14 protein-coding genes are annotated in these 19,725 nt (G+C 56.9%); 9 read left to right on the top strand and 5 right to left on the bottom strand.

The window, feature by feature from the left end; translation table 11 throughout:
- Positions 1-14: 14 nt before the first annotated feature.
- The 4 genes from ACFCTO_RS03080 to ACFCTO_RS03065 form a co-directional block, all read right to left on the bottom strand.
- Positions 15-1,625, bottom strand: a complete 1,611-nt coding sequence (locus ACFCTO_RS03080) for an ArnT family glycosyltransferase (protein ID WP_499876374.1) — start codon at positions 1,623-1,625, stop codon at positions 15-17.
- 11 nt (positions 1,626-1,636) lie between these two features.
- Complete coding sequence (locus ACFCTO_RS03075; protein WP_499876373.1) at positions 1,637-3,196, bottom strand: ArnT family glycosyltransferase; 1,560 nt, start codon at positions 3,194-3,196, stop codon at positions 1,637-1,639.
- Positions 3,193-3,786, bottom strand: coding sequence for a DedA family protein (locus tag ACFCTO_RS03070; protein ID WP_299721372.1), 594 nt, complete (start codon positions 3,784-3,786; stop codon positions 3,193-3,195). The genes ACFCTO_RS03075 and ACFCTO_RS03070 overlap by 4 nt, the downstream gene beginning before the upstream one ends.
- Before the next feature lie 90 nt (positions 3,787-3,876).
- Positions 3,877-4,827: a hypothetical protein gene (locus ACFCTO_RS03065; protein WP_302484983.1), complete on the bottom strand. Its 951-nt coding sequence runs from the start codon at positions 4,825-4,827 to the stop codon at positions 3,877-3,879.
- A 129-nt stretch (positions 4,828-4,956) separates the two neighbouring features.
- Between ACFCTO_RS03065 and ACFCTO_RS03060 the strand changes: the two genes are divergently transcribed.
- The 9 genes from ACFCTO_RS03060 (at position 4,957) to sdaAA (ending at position 19,356) form a co-directional block, all read left to right on the top strand.
- Entirely contained in the window at positions 4,957-5,679 is a 723-nt protein-coding gene (locus ACFCTO_RS03060; RefSeq protein WP_292300022.1) for an MgtC/SapB family protein, read from the top strand.
- Positions 5,680-5,835: 156 nt separating this feature from the next.
- Positions 5,836-7,104, top strand: coding sequence for a pyridoxal phosphate-dependent aminotransferase (locus ACFCTO_RS03055; protein ID WP_492000606.1), 1,269 nt, complete (start codon positions 5,836-5,838; stop codon positions 7,102-7,104).
- Between the two features lie 249 nt (positions 7,105-7,353).
- The gene (locus tag ACFCTO_RS03050; RefSeq protein WP_499876372.1) at positions 7,354-8,418 is read left to right on the top strand and encodes an ADP-ribosylglycohydrolase family protein; all 1,065 of its coding nucleotides are present in this window, start codon (positions 7,354-7,356) and stop codon (positions 8,416-8,418) included.
- 111 nt (positions 8,419-8,529) lie between these two features.
- Positions 8,530-9,291, top strand: a complete 762-nt coding sequence (locus tag ACFCTO_RS03045) for an IclR family transcriptional regulator (RefSeq protein ID WP_292300356.1) — start codon at positions 8,530-8,532, stop codon at positions 9,289-9,291.
- 237 nt (positions 9,292-9,528) lie between these two features.
- Positions 9,529-10,512, top strand: a complete 984-nt coding sequence (locus tag ACFCTO_RS03040) for a 4Fe-4S cluster-binding domain-containing protein (protein WP_292300358.1) — start codon at positions 9,529-9,531, stop codon at positions 10,510-10,512.
- A gap of 238 nt (positions 10,513-10,750) precedes the next feature.
- Complete coding sequence (locus ACFCTO_RS03035; protein WP_499876371.1) at positions 10,751-14,161, top strand: PD-(D/E)XK nuclease family protein; 3,411 nt, start codon at positions 10,751-10,753, stop codon at positions 14,159-14,161.
- Positions 14,145-17,780: a helicase-exonuclease AddAB subunit AddA gene (gene addA, locus ACFCTO_RS03030; RefSeq protein WP_292300361.1), complete on the top strand. Its 3,636-nt coding sequence runs from the start codon at positions 14,145-14,147 to the stop codon at positions 17,778-17,780. The genes ACFCTO_RS03035 and addA overlap by 17 nt, the downstream gene beginning before the upstream one ends.
- 21 nt (positions 17,781-17,801) lie before the next feature.
- Positions 17,802-18,461, top strand: coding sequence for an L-serine ammonia-lyase, iron-sulfur-dependent subunit beta (gene sdaAB / locus ACFCTO_RS03025; protein ID WP_020309698.1), 660 nt, complete (start codon positions 17,802-17,804; stop codon positions 18,459-18,461).
- A gap of 10 nt (positions 18,462-18,471) precedes the next feature.
- On the top strand, positions 18,472-19,356 hold the full coding sequence (gene sdaAA, locus ACFCTO_RS03020; protein WP_302484986.1) for an L-serine ammonia-lyase, iron-sulfur-dependent, subunit alpha: 885 nt from the start codon (positions 18,472-18,474) through the stop codon (positions 19,354-19,356).
- Positions 19,357-19,365: 9 nt separating this feature from the next.
- Here the strand turns inward: sdaAA and ACFCTO_RS03015 are convergent, their stop codons facing one another.
- A complete protein-coding gene (locus ACFCTO_RS03015) occupies positions 19,366-19,542 on the bottom strand; it encodes a hypothetical protein (protein WP_292260482.1) in 177 nt (58 codons plus the stop codon).
- Positions 19,543-19,725 lie beyond the last annotated feature (183 nt).

Genomic DNA, 19,725 nt, shown 5'->3' with positions numbered 1-19,725 from the left:
AAAATCCTCCTATCCTAAGGGCTGGGCTTGAAGATATAATACGGGCCGATCCGGCCTACTTTCCGGGTCAGGCTGAAAAATTCCGAGGCTTTATAATCTTTATATTTCCCTTCCGGGACGACGAGGGTCAGGTTCTGGTGCTGATTCAGGCTGGATAACACCTGGTCTTCGGAAGCTGTCGGGTAGACGTGTTTCTTAGCCCATACGGCATCGCGCTGGAGCCGGTCATTTTCGTCGTAGTCGGCCGGTGCCGTCCAGTATGCCGTCTGTCCCGTATAATAAGGATAGGACGTGCGGTACTCTTCAAAGAAATAGACCGGGGCCGCATCGTTCAGGACGGTCAGGGATTGGGCGGACCGGTATTGATAAAAGGGGACCAGGACCTGGAAGGTCACGATCAGGTAGGTGATGACTGTCGTCATAATCAGGAAAAAGGGCAGGGCCAGATAGGCTTTCTGCCACCACGCCAGCCAGGTCAGGATAGCCATGATGGCCAGGAATACCGTTAGCAGCAACAGGCCTTGGACGGGGAAAGGCGCTTTATCCGTAAAGGCCACCAATACGGCGAAGAGCAGACTGTAGACGGAGGCCGGGATGAGGGCTGCCAGCCAGGCATAGCGGGCGTCCTCGTCGAGCCAGGCCTGCATCGTACGGGCGCCCAGGTATAAGAGAGGCCAGTTGGCGATATAGGCATAGGTCGGGTATTTCGTTGCCATGAGGCTGTAGAACAGGATTGTCCCGAGGGCCCAGATGGCCATGAAGACATACTCATCGTGATGACTGCGCCGCCGCCACAGGCCGTAGAGGCAGGGGCCGGTCCAGGGCAGGAGACTGACCGGGACGAGGACGAGGTAGTAATACCAGACGTCGTATTCGGGATGTTCCGATACGGTCGCCCGGACGACATTGTTGAAGCCCAGCAGGCCATCGATGAAATCCATGCCATGGCGGCTGTACATGGGGCCGTACCAGCTCAGGCAGAGGAGCAGGAAGAGCACGATGCCTGCCGGCGGGAACAGCCTTTTAAGGTAATCGGGCCGGCGCTGGATGGCGGTAAAGAGAAGCAGGAACAGGCCGGGCAGGACCAGGCCGACCGGGCCCTTGGTTAGGACGGCACCGGCAGCCATGACGTAAGCCCCTGTCATATAGCCTTTCTTCCCTTCTGTCAGGCCGATATAGGCGAAAAACAAGGTAGCGCCACTGAAGAAATACAAGGGCTGGTCAGTGATGACGGAGCGGCTGACGAACCAGAAAATCAGGGATGTCACGGTCATGGCGGCGAAGAGGATGGCTGCCGTGCGGCGGCCTGTCTGGCGCAGGGCGAACCAGGCAGCCAGGGTGCAGGAAGCGGTGCCGAAGAGGACAGCTGGCAGGCGGGCTGCCAGATCCGTCGTCCCCAGGAGGCTGTAAGACAGGCTCAGGAGCCAGTACAGGAAAATGGGCTTATCATACCAGTACGTGCCGTAAATCTGCGGGGACAGCCAGTCGCCGCTGCGGACCATTTCCAGTGCAGTCAGGGCGTAATTCGATTCGACCGGGTCCGTGACGGCCAGCTGAGATATGCCGACGGCCAGGAAAAGGAAAGCTGCCACGAAGATGAGGGTCAGGAATGTGCGCTGTTTCATGGGGACACCTCCTAAGGATGGTTGATGAGGATGACTTGTGTCGGCGTTTCGGCGGCGATGCCGAAGCGGTCAATCAATTGCTGGGATTTGGCCAGTTTATGGAAGGTCGATTTCGACATGACCAGGAAAATCTTATCCTTCTCTGCGAGCAATTCTTCCAGGTCCGGGTCCTTGATGGGGTCCCATTCCGTTCCGTACATGCCGCTGTAATAGGCGATGCCCGGGCGCAGGAATTTTTCGATATAGAGTGGGGAATGGCCGTCATAGACATCCGGCAGGATTTGGGCTGTCTCGTAAGATGTGACGTGGCCTTTGAACTGGGGGATGATGAAGCCGAAAGCTGCCCAGGAGAAACAGACCATCATCACGATGCCTGCCACGAAAGCCGACCGGTAGCGGCGGCGCCACAGACACCAGGCCGGGAGGAATAATGCCGCTGCCAGCAGGCCCGAACCCCAGGCGATGGCCGGTCGGAAAAAGGCGGCGTTTTCGTGGAGCGGGATGGCATTGCTGGCGAGCAGCAGCAGGCCCAGGATATAGAAGGATACCAGCAAGGGCCGCGAAAATTTCCGCTCGATATAGCAGCGGTACCAGTACCAGCCCAACAGATATGCCGTTGGCGGGAACATCGGGGCGATATACGTGACCAGCTGGGTCTTGGAGAGGGAGAAGAAGACGAAGATAAAGGCCGCCCAGACGAAGCAGAACCGGAGTATGTCGCGGAAGGGGTCCCGCTTGTGAAATAGCCGCCGGATTGTCGGGAACAGGGCCACCGTCCAGGGCATCATAGCGGCGAAGAGGATGGGGATGAAGAAGAAGAGACTGTTCTGTCCCGGATGTTCCGGTGCCGCGAAGCGGGTGATGTTGTGATAGCCGATGAAGGTGTCCAGGAAGACTTCGCCGTGGACCCGGTACATGAGGATATACCAGGGGAGGCCGACCAGGAAGGCCAGCAGGATGCCCTGGGGAATCTTCATATGCTTCAAGAGCGGCCACTGCCGCGTCCAGGCCAGATAAATGAGCATGATGAGCGCCGGGAACGCGTAGCCGACAGGGCCTTTGGCCAGGAGCGACAGGCCGCAGAAGATATAGGCTATATAATACTTTTTACGGTAAAAGGAAACCATGGTCACGGTCAGGGTGAACATGAGGGTCATGTCCGTGACGGCAGCCTTGCCGATATACATGAAGCCGGCACTGGTCACCAGGAACAGGGCCGACAGGAAGGCGATGGGTTTATTGAATAATTCCTTCCCCTGGACGTAGACGTACATCGTCGTCGCCATGGCCATGATGACGCTGGGCAGGCGGGATGCGATGTCAGAGACGCCGAAAAAGCTGTACGACAGCATTTCCAGCCAGTAGAAGAGCGGTGGTTTATCGTACCAGTACTGGCCGAAGATGCGCGGTGACAGCCAATCCCCGGCCAGGAGCATTTCCCGCGCCGTTTCGCCGTAGACCGGTTCGTCCGGGTCCATGAGCGGGGCAGCACCTAAAAATGGCAGCAAGATCATTGCTGCCACTAAGGCGACGGTCAGGCCGTAACGATGTGTTAAGAACCATTGTTTCATGCTGCATTTCTCCGGCGGCGTCTATGCCATACGAATACGACGGCGGCGACGACACAGACGGCGATGACGGCCATGAGGAAGATGTGGTTGTACTGTATGAGGTCCCGCCAGTGACTGCCCAGGAGGGAGCCGGCCCATACGAGGAGCAGCGTCCAGGGGATGGTGCCGATGACGGTGAAGATGACGAATTTCCAGAAGGGATAGCGGGCGACGCCGGCCGGGAAGGAAATGAACGTGCGGACGCCGGGCAGGCAGCGGCAGATGATGACGGCAATGCCGCCGTACTTGTTGAACAAGTCTTCGGCCATGCGGAATTTACGTTCGTTGAAGAAGATGTATTTGCCATACTTTAACAAGAGCGGCCGGCCGCCATAAGAGCCGAGCCAGTAACTGATGACCGAGCCGACGAGGCCGGCGACGCAGGCTACGGCAAAGGTCGTCCAGAATGAAAAGATTTGCTGGGAAATGAGGAAGCCTGCAAATCCGAGTACGACTTCACTGGGGATGGGGATATTGGCGTTTTCCAATGCCATTGCCACGAACATCGCGATGTAGCCGTACGATTCCATGAGTTGTAATAATGTATCCAAGTAGGCACACTCCTTATCGATAATGTAAAGAAACAAACTTGCTATCTATCATAGCACAGATGGCCTGCCGGGGCTAGTGTCTGCCAGCCATTATCCCTTGCTTTTAAAGCATGGGATGTGGAGCAGGGCGTAACGGCAGAGCAGATAGCCGTAGATGGCCAGGACCAGGGCCGTAATGACGACCTTGAGCCATACGGCGACGGCCAGGGGCTGTAAGAACCACATCGAATGGAGGATGATCGGTTCGCTGACGAAGAACAGACCGTAGGAAATGCGGTGCAGCGTGTGGGACCAGGCCAAGTGCTTATCGAACTGCTGATGGAACCAGGCCGTCAGGCCCAGGACGGCGGCGACGAGCAGTAAAGCCGGCGTCAGCGCTGTCAGGATAGAGGCTCCTTTGCCGGGCATCCAGGCGGCATAGACGCCGACCATGATGGCGAAGCCGAAGAGGCTGCGGCTTTTAGGCTGATAGCCAGACGGTATGAACCAGCGATGGCGGAAGGCGTAGACCCCCAGGGCAAAGGCAAAGAGGGACAGGACCAGCCAGTCCGGGCGGATCCGGGCGATGTAAGGGATGGCCAGAGACTGAGGCAGGAAGGCCTGACAGAGGAAGAGGGCGGCTGCCAGCAAGACGAGGAAGCCCAGCAGGAAAGGAACTGATGGCTTCGAGGCGATGCGGTGCTGCAAGACCTTATGGTTGACATGCTTGATCAGGGACAAGCCGGCAAAGAGCAGGAAGAGCCAGAGCAGGACCCACGACGTGACCGGCAGGGCTGATGTGACCAGCTGTTCTTCGATGCCGAAGAGGACTAAGACGAGGCCCGGCCAGCCCAGGCGTTTCCATTTATCTTTCAAGAAGAACGATATCGTGCGGATGCGCAGGGCTGAAGCCCCGAAGTAGGCACTGATGAAGAAGACGATGGAAATGGCGACGACGGCACTCTCTTCGTAAAAGGCTGTCCAGGATTGTAGCAATAAAGCGGCCAGCGTCAATACGACGGCGGCACTGCGCAGATTATCAAAGCAAATGAAGCGGTTCATGATCATGACCTTCTTTCTCCGATGCGGGGAGAACATTTTGCTTGTTCTCTGCTGCATCTATATACTATAATACCATTATAACGTTTTCTTAACGGATGTAAAAATTATTTTGAAAGAAGTTGAGCCTCTATGATTTCTACGGAAGACAGCATCATCCGCCTGATTATGGCCCTCATCCTGGGCGGACTCATCGGTTATGAACGACAGGCCCAGAGCAAGTCGGCAGGCCTTCGGACGCACACCCTGGTCTGTGTCGGCTCCTGCCTGTGCATGATCATATCTATCAATATTGCCATGGATTATTACTTCACCTTTGGCTATAATAACTCCGACCCGGAACGGATTGCAGCTCAGGTCGTATCCGGCGTCGGCTTCATCGGGGCCGGCACGATCCTGGCCAACCAGAAAGACCGCAGCGTCCGCGGCCTGACGACGGCTGCCGGCTTATGGGCCGTATCGGCCATCGGCCTCGTCGTCGGTGCCGGCTATCTCGTCATAGCCTGTGTGGCGACGGCGCTGATTTTCCTGGTCCTGACCGTCTTCGTCCGCCTCGATGCCCGCCTGGAAGGGCGCTTCCGCAAGCGCTATGCCATGCACCTGCTCATGAAGAACAACATCGGACAGGCCCGGAAACTTTCGACTTTCATCCATGACCATCACATGCATATCAAGACCTTCCATTCCCATAATGATGACGATGCACCCTTGGCCGACATCGACCTGGAACTGACGGCGGCTCATTACATGGATGAAACGGAAATCGTCAGCCAGCTCCTGGCCATGAAGGGCATCAAACAGGCGACGTTCCACGTCGATGCCGGTGCCAGACACGACAGCGAAGACCACAAATGAATATTGTATACAATATTCTTGCTGTGTATACAGTATTTTAGGCTTTTCGCTATATAAAAACTCTTTTCACAGTGCTATAATGTAGGACGTCAGGACATTTGGAGAGAACAAGTGTCCACTAAACACGAACTATTATGCAGAGAGGGGTTTTTTACGATGACGATTATGGCAGCAGCAAGCAGAGAAGGTAAGACATTACGTGACGTGGTATTCGCCGCTGGAGCGGCAGCCCGGGAAGCGGCAGCGCAGTACGGGGCGGATAAGGTCGTCAATGCGACCGTCGGCTGTTATGCCGGCGACGATGAAAAACTGGCTTGCCTGCCTGTGGTAGAACAATTATACCGCTCTCTGCCTATGAGCGATTTCATTACCTATGCACCGCCGCTGGGCCTGGAAGGCTATCGCCAGGCCGTCATCGACGAAACCTTTGAAGGCTGTCGTCCCGATGGCTATGTCGATGCTGTGGCTACGTCCGGTGGTACCGGTGCCATCCATATCGCCATTGCCAACTATTCAGAAGTCGGCGATGTCGTACTGACGACGGACTGGCGCTGGAACATTTATGACTGCCTGTGCCAGGAAATCGGCCGCGACCTGCACACCTTCTCGATGATGGACGACCAGGGCCATTTCAATACGGCTGCGTTCTCGGCTGCTGTTTCCAACATCCTGCGCCGTCAGGATTCGCTGCTCCTCATCCTCAACACGCCGGCCAACAACCCGACGGGCTTTGCCCTGTCCGATGCCGAATGGGCCGATGTCCTCGAAGTCTGCCGCCTCCATGAAAAGAATGGCAAGCGCATCAGTATCCTCGTAGATATCGCCTATATTGCCTATGCCGGGGAAAAGGACCGCGTCCGCTCGTTCATGAGACAATTCGCCGGCCTTCCGGAACACATCTTTACCATGTTCGCCTTCAGCATGTCCAAAGGCTATACCATGTATGGCCAGCGCGCCGGCGCTCTCGTCGGCTTGTCGTCGAGCAAAGCCGTTATCGAAGAGTTCGCCAATCTGGGCAAATATTCGGCCCGCACGGCCTGGTCGAACATCAACCGCGCGGCCATGACGCTCCTGACCAAGATCCGTAGCGACCGCGACCTCATGGCCCAGCTCGAATTGGAACGCATGAATTTTGCCAAGAACCTGCGCCGCCGTGCCGACATCTTCACCTATGAAGCCGACCGCTGCGGTCTGTCGTATGTGCCCTATAAAGGCGGCTTCTTCATCTCCATTCCGACGCAGCAATCGGCTGCCGTCTGTCAGGCATTGGAAGCCGACCTGGTCTTTGCCGGTCCCCTGGCCCAGGGCGTCCGCCTCGGCGTCTGCTCCATCCCGGAAATCAAGATGCAGGGCCTGGCCGCCATCGTAAAGAAAGCCCTCGACCGCGTAGAAGGCAGAACCGACCTCCTCGCAGCGGGGAAATGAGTTAAAATGTTGGTGGCTCGTGGCTCGTGGCTCGTGGCTCGTGGCTCGTGGCTCGTGGCTAACTGCTGACTGCTGACTGCTGAAAAAAGACGCTGTCTTCATGGGACAGCGTCTTTTTTTATTTGCAAATTCCTATCACAACCTGTATAATGAATGTATAAGCTTTTTATTATATACTACTTGAACGAAATTGTAAAGTTTTTTGAGAAAAAAAGACTCGGACGACAGACGAGGATAGGAGGATGCTACATGGATGGACTAGATCGGTTTATGGGTTGCATGTTTGGCGGCGCCGTAGGCGACGCTTTGGGGTTTGTCATTGAATTCGACGATTTGAAGACGATTCATAAGAAATACGGCCCTTATGGATTGCGCACTGTTTTAAAATCGGCTAAAAATGGCAATAAGAGCCTTATCTCAGACGATACGCGGCTGGCGTTGTTCACGGCTGACGGCATGCTCTGGGCCGACCACGATGGATTGGAACCTTCTGATGGCCTGTACCGGGCGTATATGCGCTGGTATTATACGCAGACCGAACGCATCATCCATCCGGAACAGGAAAAATGGATGAAGCGCCAGCCTCATGAAGTCGATTTCGACTACGACATCATGGGGGAAGAGGCCCTCTTTGCCCGCCGCTCTCCGGGCAAGACCTGCCTGACGTCGCTGGCGTCGGGGAAAAAATTGACCCGTCAGGAACCACTGAACCACAGTTGTGGCAGCAGTACGGTCATGCGGGCTGCGCCTATCGGCCTGTTTTATGCCGGCGACCCGGAAAAAGCCTTTGCCGTCGGCTGCCAGGCTGCCAGCCTGACCCACGGTAGTCCGGAAGCCTATTTATCGACGGCCACGCTGAGTGCCATGATTGCCTCCCTGGCGGCTGGCAAGGAGATCAGCGCTGCCCTGGGAGGGGCCCTGCGCATCCTCCAGGCTGATCCGGAAGGGACGCCGCTCATGAAGACTATCCTGCGGGCTGTCGACGAAGCCGTCACCGACCGCAACCCAGTGCGCTCCATGAAGAAGCTGGGCTTGGGCAAGAAGGCCGATGAAGCCCTGTCCCTGGCCGTATATTGCGTTCTCAAGACGGGCCATCTGAAAGACGCCGTCCTCATGGCCTGCAACCAGGATGGCGACAGCGATACGTGCGGCGCCATCTGCGGCAATATCATGGGTACCCAGGATGGGGTACAGGCTATCCCCAAGAGCTGGCGCGGCAATTTGGAATGTGACGATTTGATCCGCAAGCTGTCGCAGTGCCTGTACGACCATCATCAGACGTCCCAGGAAGACGGCGAAGCGGTCAGCCACTAGCACTCTCCGGCCGGGGCCTGGCGTTTCCCTCTTGACATTGCGTCTGTATTCCATATAATGAAGTATATTAATTTCTTGGCGTCGTGACGATGCCGGATCGGGGGAACGAGGATGATTGAATCGATTGACCGGGCCCTGGCCGTTTTACAGCTTTTTTTAAAGGAAGAAAGGCCCCTCAGTGTGACCCGTATCAGCAAGCTGATGGACCTTCATAAGAGTACTATCAGCCGCACTATGGATACGCTGGAGCGCCGCGGCTTCGTCCAGAAAGACAGTGAAACAGGGAAATACTGGCTGGGGCTCCAGGTCTATGCCCTGGGGATGCTCTTCCGGGAAAAGGATACCTTCCCTAAAGTCGCCTATCCGTATGCCAAGGCCCTGTCCCTGCAGTGCAATGAAGGGGTCCATATTACGACCTTTGCCCATAATGGGGCTTCCTATCCGCAGCACATCATTTTAGAGAAGATCAAGTCGCCCAGGACGATTGATACGGCACCGCCTATCGGTGCCGTCCGTCCGGCGTATTGCTCGGCCTCGGGCAAGTGCCTCTTGGCTTTTTCGCCGGAATACCTGCACACTTATACGGGCTGTACGCTGCAGAAGTTCACGGAATATACCGTGACCGACTGGAGCGACCTGCTCCAGGAACTGGAGAAGATCCGTTGCCGGGGTTACGCCGTGGAACGGGAAGAAGTCGAACTCGGCATGGCCTGCATTGCTGCGCCGATTTTCCATCATGGAATCATTACGGCGGCTATCAGTGTATCCGGGCCGGCAGACCGGCTAACGGCGGAAGAACGGGACCTGGCCATCGAAGCTGTCAAAAAGACGGCGTCCGACATTAGCCGGGCTTTAGATTCAAAGGAAATGTAAGGATTTTTTTAGAAAAATAAAATAATGTTTATGGTGAATTGTTTGGTATAAAAATTATGCAAAATGGGAATACGCAACATGCATTTGCAGAAATGGACTTTTATGGTACAATAAGCGTGGATACTACATTCGGGTCACAAGATTGTCTGCTGTGAGGTGAAAAAATACTTTCCTTTCCATCTTACTGCAGTGTGGGAACAGCTTGGGATCTTATCCACGATTCGAGGCGAAAAAAGAATGAAAACAACAATCAGCATGGCCGCAACGACTGTACCGCGTGTGGTCCACCCGTATAAGACACGGAACGGCGGCGCTACCGTCACGGTTTTCGTGCCCTATAATTGTCACAACCATTGCCCGTTCTGCATCAACAAGGCGGAGTATGAAGATATGACGGGTTTTTCTGAAGAAGCCATCTGCCAGAGCATCCGCCTGATGGACAGCTTGACGCCGTTCTGTGATTTCGTATTCACTGGCGGTGAACCTTTTGCCAATATGGAATCGCTGCAGCGCATGCTGGACTGTATTCCTGTGACACACAAGGTATATATCAATACGACGCTGCCCGTCTTTGAGAATCAGTCAGAAGACGACATCGTCGCTTTTACGGAACGCAACCGTCATAAGATCACCTGCATCAACGTATCGCGCCATATGCAGCATTATGTACAGGAATCGAATGATGGCCTCCTGAGCCGCCTGGCTGTTCCGTTCCGCATCAACTGCGTATTGTACAAGAAATATCCGGCAGACCAGCTCAAACCGTATCTGGAACGGTTCCGCAAGATCGATGGGGCATCGATCCAGTTTCGTTTCGACTATACGGAAACGACGCCGGATAATTTATATGAAGAAGGCCATGACCATATCCTTCATGACCTGAAGAAAATCGCCGGTTATACGGGTCTCGATGGCTGCCGTATGCGCTGCGGTTTCCATTTCGATTACAAAGGCATGGAACTGACCTATCATAAGACCCTGCCGTACAGTACGGTCATCGAACGGGATGAACGGGACGATAAGGAATACGATATCCTCTATGATATCCTCATCAAGCAGACTGGGGCCATCCATTCCGATTGGGACGGGACGCCCTTGGACATCGAAGCCTACCGCAATGTCGTCTTTGAACCGTATGACCTCAAATGGATCCAGCGGTCGCGGACGGGCCTGAGCAAACGCCTTCCTTTCCTCAAGACGGCCTGCGCCATCTTCCATTGATTTTTTGCCGCGTGAAGGCGTTGGCCGGCATGCGTGGTTCTTTTAATTTTAGTTTGTAGTGCGGAGTTTGTAGTTTGTAGAAGATGGCTTTAAATTTAAAACCATTCGCTAAAAACTACAAACTTAAAACTCAAAAAGAGGCTGTCTTCATGCGACAGCCTCTTTTTTTTACTGTTCTTTTCCAGTGGAAATCGGGTATAATAGAGATAATCGATTTTTTATGTAAGGAGGTACGTTCATGGCCGTTACAGTATTATTGGGCAAGGCGGGAAGCGGCAAATCGACGCAGTGTTATCGGGATATACAGGCCTGCGCGGCTGCCGGCGGAAAGGCCCTGCTCCTTGTCCCGGACCAGGCGACATATGGTGCCGAACGGCATCTCGCCGAAAGTTCCGATGGACAGGGCTTTTTAGGGACGCAGGTCCTCGGCTTTTCCCGGCTGGCTTATAAAGTCTTCCAGGAACGGGGCCTGGAACACGCGTCGCTGTCGGAGTTAGCCCGCAAAATCATTTTGCAGCGCCTGCTGCACAAAGGGGAGAAAGAATTTTCCGTCTTGCAGACGGCGGCCAGGCAGCCGAACTTTGCCGATACGGCAGGCCGCTTCTTATGGGAATGCCGGTCTTTCTGCGTTACGCCGGAAGCCCTGCGCCAGGCGGCTGAAGCCGTCCCCAGCCCGACCCTGTCGCACAAGCTGGAAGATATTTCCCGGCTCTATGAAGCGTATCAGGCCTTTCTGGCAGACCACTTCGGCTCGGCAGATGATACGATGACTCTGCTGGCCCGGGAAATCGGGCATTATTCCTTCCTCCAGGGCGCCCATGTCTGGGTCGATGGCTTCCAGTGGTTCACACCGCAGCAGATGGAAATCCTGCGGCAGATAGAGCGCGCAGCCTCGAAGGTGACGATTACCCTGACCATCGATGAAGCGCATCTGGCACAGCAGCGGCGGGAAACGGCCTTGTTCCACCGGGCTTACGAAGTCTATCGCGATATAAAGACACTCTTTCCCCATATGGAAACGGCTGTCGTCGAAAAGCGGCCGGTCGGCCCGCTGACGGCCTTTCGCGATGCTTTTTTCCAGACTGTCCCGGCCAGCATGGACCGGCCCGTATCGGCCCTGGAAATCTGGGAATGTCCCGACAGGGATGGAGAAATCGACAGCGTTGCCCGGAAAATCGCAGCGCTCTGCCGTCAGGGCTATCGTTATCGCGACTTCCTGGTCCTGGCCCGGACGAGTGACTTGTACCACGACCGGGTCGAACGCATTTTCCGGCGCTATGGGATTCCCTGCTTCAGCGACTATCGTCGGCCTATGACCAGCCATCCCGCCGCCGAGGCCATTTCCGCCCTGTTCGGCGTCTTCCGCAGCCGCTGGTCTCATGAGTCGCTCTTCCGCCTGCTCAAGACGGACCTCTTTCCCGTCAGCCGCCATGACGTCGACGATTTGGAAAACTATTGCCTCGCTTACGGCATCCAGGGGCGTCACTGGCTGAGGGATGCTGAGTGGACTTACGGCCGTCGGCAGGAACAGCCCCAGGTCATCGACGAACGGGAAGAAGCGCACCTCCAGCGCATGAATGCCATACGCCAGCGCGTGCGGGACATTTTGTTCCCCTGCTGGGAAGAAGCCCAGGAAGAACATAGCCTGCGCGACTGGTGTACCTTGTTGTATCACTGGCTGTGCCGGCTGGACATCCCGTCAGTGCTGCGCCAGTGGCAGGAAGAAGATGAGCAGTCGGGCCTTGCCGAAGAAGGCAAGGAGCACGAGCAGGTCTGGAAGCGTATCGGGACGTTCCTCAATGAAATCGTCAGTCTTTGCGGTGACGATGAAACGGACCTCGATGAATTTTCCCAGATTGTCGAAGATGGCCTGGCCAATTTGAAGTTCAGCCTTATCCCACCGACGCTGGATCACGTCACTTTGACGGCTGTCGAACGAGGCTATACGATGCAGGCCAAGGTCGTCTTTCTCTGCGGTGTCAATGACGGCGTCTTCCCTCAGCATAGCCAGGAAGAAGGGCTGTTCAGCGATAAAGAACGGCACCGCCTGGCTGATCTGGGCATCGTCCTCGGACCGGGGAGCCGCTTCCGCTCTTTCCAGGAACGCTTCTTGTTCTATTTAGGGGCGACCCGGGCTGCGGAACGGTTCATCATATCCTACGTCGTCGCTGACGATGACGGCAGTGCCATGGAAAAAGCGTCGTGGATCCATCAGCTCCGGGATAAAGGCTATGTAGCCGACATCATCCGCCAAGAGGCCAAGGTACAGCCCGGCCGGGAAGGGGATTACCTGCTGGCCTTGCCGGCGGCTCTCGATTACCTTCCCGGTCACTTGCGGCCGGCTGCCAATGGCGAAACTGTCGGGGATATATGGTGGGCCCTCTATGACTGGGCCTGGCAGCATGGCTGGCGCCATCAGGCCGTGCGTGCCGTCCAGGGCCTGTTCCATACGAACCTGCCTGTCACCCTGCCGGAATCGTTGGTGCGCCGCCTCTTTGCGCCGGACGGGACGTTGCGCGGGTCGGTCACTAAGTTCGAGCAGTACCGCAGCTGTCCCTTTGCTTATTTTTCCCGCTATGGCCTTGGCCTGGAAGAACGGCCGCGCTATCAGTTCGCTGCACCGGACCTGGGCATGCTAGTCCACGGCACCCTGCGCATCATCGGGGAACGGCTGCTGCGGGAACAGAAACAGTGGCATGACATTCCCGACGCAGACGTCCCGGCCATCTGCCGCCAGGCGACGGATGAACTGGCGCCGCAGGTCCAGCACGATATCCTCATGTCCAACGCCTATTTCGCCCAGATAAAGGAACGGCTCATCCAGACCCTGACCCGGACGGTACGACGCCTCAGCGCTTTCAGTGCCGTTTCCGATTTCCATATGGAAGGGCTGGAAAAATCCTTCGGCCGTCCGGGCAGTCCCTGGGAAGCCCTGCGCTTTACCTTGAAGAATGGCCTGCAAGTCGTCGTCACCGGCCAGATCGACCGCATTGATACTTTGCGTCAGGGGGACCATAAATACGTCGTCATCATCGACTATAAGTCCGGCCGGAAACAGCTCGACATCAGCCAGATTTTCACGGGCCTGGAACTGCAGCTTTTGACGTATATGTTCGTGGCTTTGCTGAATATTGGCGGCGATGCCATTCCGGCTGCCGTCCTATACTGTTACGTCCGCAATGATAAGGTATCCCTGGAATACCGCGTCAGTGAGGAAGACAAGAAGAAACTCTACGATGCCAAAGGGAAGCTGACCGGTTTCTACCTCGACGACGGCCAGGTCATGCAGCAGCTGGATACGTCGATGCAGGGCTTTTCCGATTTCCTCAACTTGCGGCTGAAAAAAGACGGGACCTTGAGCGATTCGTCCCACACGCTCTATAATGAAGCGGGCTGGAGCCACCTGCTCGACTGGGCGGCCCGGCAGATACGCGATATTGCCGGCCATATCGGCGACGGCGATATTTCCATCCATCCCATCCTCATGGGTCAGCAGGCGCCGTGCAGCTATTGCCCTTACCGGCCGGTCTGCCGGTTCGATGTCGCCGTTGCCGGCAATACGTATGACGCGGCGGGACGGGAAGATACAGACGAGATGATTCAAAAGATGTTTGATGAAGGAGATGACGAACATGGCCTGGACGAATGAGCAGCAGGCAGCCATCGACAGCCGGGGGCAGACGCTGCTCCTGTCGGCGGCGGCCGGTTCCGGGAAGACGGCTGTCCTGGTGGAACGCATCATCCGCCGCCTCCTGGACAAGGAATATCCCATTGATATTACAGAATTACTGGTCGTCACCTTTACCAAGGCCGCCGCGGCCGAAATGCGCGACCGCATCGGGACGGCCCTGATGAAGGCCTTGTCGGAAACGAAGGATTCCCGCGTCGAACGCCAGCTGGCCTTATTGCCATCGGCCCAGATTTCGACGCTCCATGCTTTTTGTCAGCATGTCATTCGTAAGTATTTCTATACCATCGACCTGGATCCGGCTTTTTCCATTGCCGGTGAAGAAGAATTGAACCTCTTGCGCCGCCAGGTCCTGGAAGACGTCTTCTTGTCTTACTATGAAGACGATGAGAAAGCGTCCATCCTCTATCCGCTGGCCGATATGTTTGGCAGCGACCGCGGCGATGACATCCTCATGGATACAGTGAGCCGCATGTATACCTATGCCCGCAGCCTGGCCTGGCCGGAACATTGGCTGAAAGAGGCGGCCCGGGCTTATGACGTGGCGCCGGACGCCGTCATCGACGATATGGTCTGGGCCGGCCCCATCAAGGATGCCGTCCGCCGTATCCTTGAAGAAGATGCCCGCCTCTATGATGGCGTGCTCTATCACCTGCGCCAGCGCGAAGCCTTTGCGCCGGCCTGCGATACCTTCGTGGCCGAACAGGCAGCTCTCCGGCAGGCCGCCCAGGCCCGGTCCTGGAATGATTTGAGCCGCTTTGTCCGGGCCATCGACTTCCCACGTCTGAAGTCACTGCGGAAATTATCGGATGACGATAAAGCCGTCTGGGAACGGTGCAAGAAAGTGCGCGACGATGTCAAGAAAGACGTGATCAAGACCTTGCAGGCCGTCTATTTCTCGGCGACGCCGGAAGAATGGCTCGACGGCATGCGGGCCATGAAACCCATCATGGATGGCCTGGTGACGCTGACCCTGGATTTTGCCAAAGCCTATGGGGCGGCGAAGAAGGAAAAGGGCTGGATCGATTTCAGCGACTTGGAACATTTTTGCCTGCAGATCCTCCTCGCCCCCGATGCCTCGCCGGAACATCCCGTGCCGTCGGCGGCAGCCGAAGAGCTGCGCAGCCAGTATGAAGAGGTCTTCATCGACGAATACCAGGATACGAACGGCGTCCAGGAACTCATTACCCGCCTCGTTTCCGGTGAGGACAACCGCTTCATGGTCGGCGATATCAAGCAGAGCATCTATCGCTTCCGCCTGGCCGACCCGACGCTGTTCCTGGAGAAATACCAGTCTTTCAGCCGCGATGAAAAATCCGTGCAGCGCTGCATCGACCTGGGGCGGAATTTCCGCAGCGTTCCGGTCGTCCTCGACGCCGTGAACGCTGTCTTCTCGCGGGCCATGACGGCAGAAGCGGCCGGCATGGATTATGGGGAACGGGAAAAACTCTACGCCGGCCGTCAGGCTCCGGACGATGAACGCTGGATCGGCGGGCCTGTCGAAGTTGACATCGTGCCGACGCCGAGTGACGAGGAAGACGACGACGGCAGCACGGCCTTTGAAAAGGAATGCCGCTTCATTGCCGGCCGCATCGGCGAGCTCCTGGCCAGCGGCCGCATGGCAGCCCGCAAAGACGGCACGCTGGAGCCCTTGTCTTATCGCCATATCGTCGTCCTCCTGCGCTCCATGGCCGGCAAGGCCGACGTCCTCATCCAGGCCCTGCAGGAAGGAGGCATCCCGTCATATGCCGAACAGAGTGGCGGTTATTTTGCCGCCGTCGAAGTCCAGGTCATGCTGGCCCTCCTGCGCTGTATCGATAATCCCGAACAGGACCTGGCCATGGCGGCTGTCCTGCGGTCGCCTTTGGTCGGCCTGGATGAGACGGCCCTGGCCGGTGTCCGCCTGGCCGGTGACGGGACGCTGTGGCAGAACCTGCCGGCCTTTGTTGCTTCGCTGCCCGACGGCGTAGATGAAAAAGAGGACCTGCAGCAGTTCATGGCCGCCTTTGATTCGTGGCGCACGTACAGCCGCCGCCACGGCGTGGCAGAACTCTTGCAGCGCCTGTATGATGATACGGCTTATGTCGACTTCGTCGGGGCCATGCCTGGCGGCGACGTGCGCCAGGCCAATCTGAAAGCCCTGTACGACCGGGCCCGGCAGTACGAAGAAGCCGGCTTCCGCGGCCTCTTCCGCTACCTGCAGCTCATGGATAAGATGAAAGAAGACGGCCTGGACCTGGCGCCGGCTAAAGTCGTCAGTGAAAAGGAAGACGTCGTGCGCATCATGAGTATCCATAAGAGCAAAGGCCTGGAATTCCCCGTCGTCTTCGTCGCCGATATGGGCAAGGCCTTCAACCGCCGCGACACGCAGGACCAGATACTCTTTCACAATCGCCTGGGCATCGGTCTCAAGCAGTACGACCCGGAATGGCGCATGTCCTATCCGACGCTCATCTGGAGTGGTATCGCCGCCCAGCTGCGCTGGGAAGGGACGGCCGAAGAAGAGCGCATCCTCTATGTCGCCATGACCCGCGCCAGGGACCAGCTCATCCTGACGGGCCACAGCAGCCACATCGACCGTGACTGGCAGCGCTGGACGAGCCGCCTCAATCCGGCTCAGGCCAAATCGTATTTCGACTGGGTCATGCCGGCCGCCCTGGCCCCCTTCGGGGCCAAGGCCGATGCTGATTATGCCCGTCCCGGTGCGGCCTGGCAGGATGCGGTCTGGCAGGTGCGCATCGCCAGGGCCGTCCCGGCAGGGACTGTTGAAGAAGGCGCCTATGATGGGGAACCGCGGCTGGAAGCCCTGCGGCGCGGCGACTTGACCGGCACGCCTGTCCCGTCCTGGCTGGACGAACAGTTATCCTGGCAGTATGCCTATCCCCAGGCTGTCCGGACAGCGGCCAAGTTTTCCGTATCCGAAGTCAAGCGGCGATATCAGGAACTGCACAGCGATGAACTACAAGATGAAGCCGACCTGTCTGTCCCGGCTGCGGCCGTCATCCCGACGGCGCCCGGTGAGGACGATGCCTTTGCCGCCCTGCCGCCCTGGCTGGCCGGAGAAGAAGCGGCTGTCAGCGGAGCTCAGCGCGGGACGGCCCTGCACAAGGCCTTGCAGTATATCACGCCGGCTGCCGATCAGACGACGGCGACTTTGCGTCGTGAAATCGACGCCTTTGTCCGCCAGGGCCTGTTGAGCCGGGAAGAGGCCAAGCTGGTCTATGTGCCGGTCCTGGCAGCTTTCTGTCAGTCCGATATAGGCCGGCGCATGGCCGAATCGCCGGAGCTGCATCGCGAATATCCCTTCACTGTCCTGTTAGCTGGCGGCGATCCTCTGCCTGAGACAGAAACGGGCGAACAGATTTTGATCCAAGGGGTCATCGACTGCCTTTTCCGCGAAGATGATGCCTGGATCCTCGTCGATTATAAGTCGGACCGGCTGGAGACGGCAGACGCCTTCCGCAGCCGCTATGCCGTCCAGCTGGCGTTATATAAGCGGGCTGTCGAACAGATTACGCACCGGCCCGTCGAAGAAACGTACATTTATAGCTTACATCTGCAACAAGAAATCAGACTATAAAAACTGTAAGGAGGTTTTCTCATGGGAGTTTTTGATGTGGTCGGCCCTGTCATGATCGGGCCGTCCAGTTCCCACACGGCAGGTGCCGCCCGGATTGGCCTCATGGCCCGGGAAATCCTGAAAGATGAACCGAAAAAGGCGGTCATCACTGTCTATGGTTCTTTTGCCAAGACCTATAAGGGTCACGGTACGGACCGGGCCCTCGTCGCCGGCCTGCTCGGCTTTTCTGCCGACGATGTCCGCCTGCGCACGTCCTTTGCCATTGCCGCAGACCAGGGCCTGGCTATTGAATTCCACCGGTCCGATGAAGAAGTGGACCATCCCAACACGGTACGCATCGCCATGACCGGCGCATCTGGCCGGAAGATGGAAGTCCTCGGCGTCTCCCTGGGTGGCGGTAAAATCGAAATCCGCGAAATCAACGGAGCAGAAGTGGCCCTGAATGGGGAAGAACATACACTGATTACGGTCCACAGGGACCAGCCGGGCATCATCGCCCAGGCGACGACGGTCCTGGCCATCGGTCATATCAATGTATCGAATATGCGCGTCTTCCGCAGTGCCAAGAACGAAACAGCCGTCATGATCGTCTGCACGGACAGCCCTGTTCCCAATGAAATCGTCCACATGATACAGAATATTACAGCCATTGAAAGCGTCGTCACGCTGCTGCCGCTCTAGGAGGAATAAGATGTATAAATATGAATATAAGACCCTTCATGACTTATTGGCCCTGGCAGAAAAAGAAAAGACGACTCTGTCAGACGTCGTCGTGCGTCATGAAGTAGAGTCGTCAGAAGAACTGGAAGAAAAAGTACGGGCCATCATGGCCAGCCGTCTCGATGTGTTCCAGGAATCCATCGATGCCGGCATGAAGGACCCGGGGAAATCGGTCAGCGGCCTCGTCGGCGGCGATGCCCATAAACTGGCTGAAAAGGCGCCGAATTTACTGGGCCCCTTGGCGCATAAGGCGGCTGTCTATGCCCTGGCCGTCAGTGAAGCCAATGCCAAGATGTTCAAAATCGTCGCCTGCCCGACAGCCGGTTCCTGCGGCATCGTGCCGGCCGTCATGATGGCCGCTGCCGAAGAAATGCAGACGCCCCGTCCCGTACTGGTCGATGCTTTGTTCACAGCAGCGGGTATCGGCGCCGTCGTTTCCCGCAATGCCTCTGTCGCCGGTGCCGTCGGCGGCTGCCAGGCCGAATGTGGGACGGCTGCGGCTATGGCGGCAGCGGCCGTGGCCGAAATGGCCGGCGGCGATAACGATACGATCCTCCAGGCCTTTGCCCTGTGCATGAAAAACACGCTGGGCCTGGCCTGCGATCCCGTAGCGGGCCTGGTCGAAGTGCCCTGTGTCAAGCGCAATGCCGTCTTTGCCGTTGAAGCCCTGGCGGCTGCCGAAATGGCCCTGGCCGGCATCAAGAGCGTCATCCCACCAGATGAAGTCATTGCGGCCATGGCGGAAATCGGCCGCCTCATGCCAGTCGCCCTGAAAGAAACCTCCGATGGCGGCCTGGCCCGGACCGAAACGGGGAAGGCCATCGCCGCGCGATTAGAAAAAGCGATGGAAGAGTGAGGCTGCCTTTTACGCCTCCCCGTCCTGGAGTCCCGGCTGGTTCTGTGCCAGTGCTGGCTGGCCTTCGAGACGGCGGTATATCATACGGCACAGGCTGGCAGAAACGGGAGCATCCTTGGGCTGGCAGGCGAATTCGAGGATCAGTTCAGCTTCAAAACGGTTTAATTCTACCCAGCGTACCTTCAATGTAGTCATCCCTTTGCGGTTAATATAGTGCGTTCCATTCTCCTTTATTCTACTATACCGTCCTGCCTTTTACAAGGCGCGCCGAAGGCGCTGTGATTTGACAATTTCCCTATTTATTGATATGATATATCCCGTCAATTGAACAGGCGATGAGATTCAGTGAATCCCTCCGGCACGAACCCT

The sequence above is a fragment of the Megasphaera indica genome (assembly GCF_046614755.1).
In the GTDB taxonomy this organism is placed as follows: Bacteria; Bacillota; Negativicutes; order Veillonellales; family Megasphaeraceae; genus Megasphaera; species Megasphaera intestinihominis.
The sequence above is the reverse complement of the archived record's forward strand: the minus strand, read 5'-3'. Positions and strand labels throughout refer to the sequence as shown.

What these genes read in the sequence shown, in the direction of transcription:
- ACFCTO_RS03045 (WP_292300356.1), top strand. Translation starts at nt 8,530, where the DNA reads ATGATTGAATCGATTGACCGGGCCCTGGCCGTTTTACAGCTTTTTTTA.
- ACFCTO_RS03075 (WP_499876373.1), bottom strand. Translation starts at nt 3,196, where the DNA reads ATGAAACAATGGTTCTTAACACATCGTTACGGCCTGACCGTCGCCTTA.
- ACFCTO_RS03040 (WP_292300358.1), top strand. Translation starts at nt 9,529, where the DNA reads ATGAAAACAACAATCAGCATGGCCGCAACGACTGTACCGCGTGTGGTC.
- sdaAA (WP_302484986.1), top strand. Translation starts at nt 18,472, where the DNA reads ATGTATAAATATGAATATAAGACCCTTCATGACTTATTGGCCCTGGCA.
- ACFCTO_RS03055 (WP_492000606.1), top strand. Translation starts at nt 5,836, where the DNA reads ATGACGATTATGGCAGCAGCAAGCAGAGAAGGTAAGACATTACGTGAC.
- sdaAB (WP_020309698.1), top strand. Translation starts at nt 17,802, where the DNA reads ATGGGAGTTTTTGATGTGGTCGGCCCTGTCATGATCGGGCCGTCCAGT.
- addA (WP_292300361.1), top strand. Translation starts at nt 14,145, where the DNA reads ATGGCCTGGACGAATGAGCAGCAGGCAGCCATCGACAGCCGGGGGCAG.
- ACFCTO_RS03060 (WP_292300022.1), top strand. Translation starts at nt 4,957, where the DNA reads ATGATTTCTACGGAAGACAGCATCATCCGCCTGATTATGGCCCTCATC.
- ACFCTO_RS03050 (WP_499876372.1), top strand. Translation starts at nt 7,354, where the DNA reads ATGGATGGACTAGATCGGTTTATGGGTTGCATGTTTGGCGGCGCCGTA.
- ACFCTO_RS03035 (WP_499876371.1), top strand. Translation starts at nt 10,751, where the DNA reads ATGGCCGTTACAGTATTATTGGGCAAGGCGGGAAGCGGCAAATCGACG.
- ACFCTO_RS03065 (WP_302484983.1), bottom strand. Translation starts at nt 4,827, where the DNA reads ATGAACCGCTTCATTTGCTTTGATAATCTGCGCAGTGCCGCCGTCGTA.
- ACFCTO_RS03080 (WP_499876374.1), bottom strand. Translation starts at nt 1,625, where the DNA reads ATGAAACAGCGCACATTCCTGACCCTCATCTTCGTGGCAGCTTTCCTT.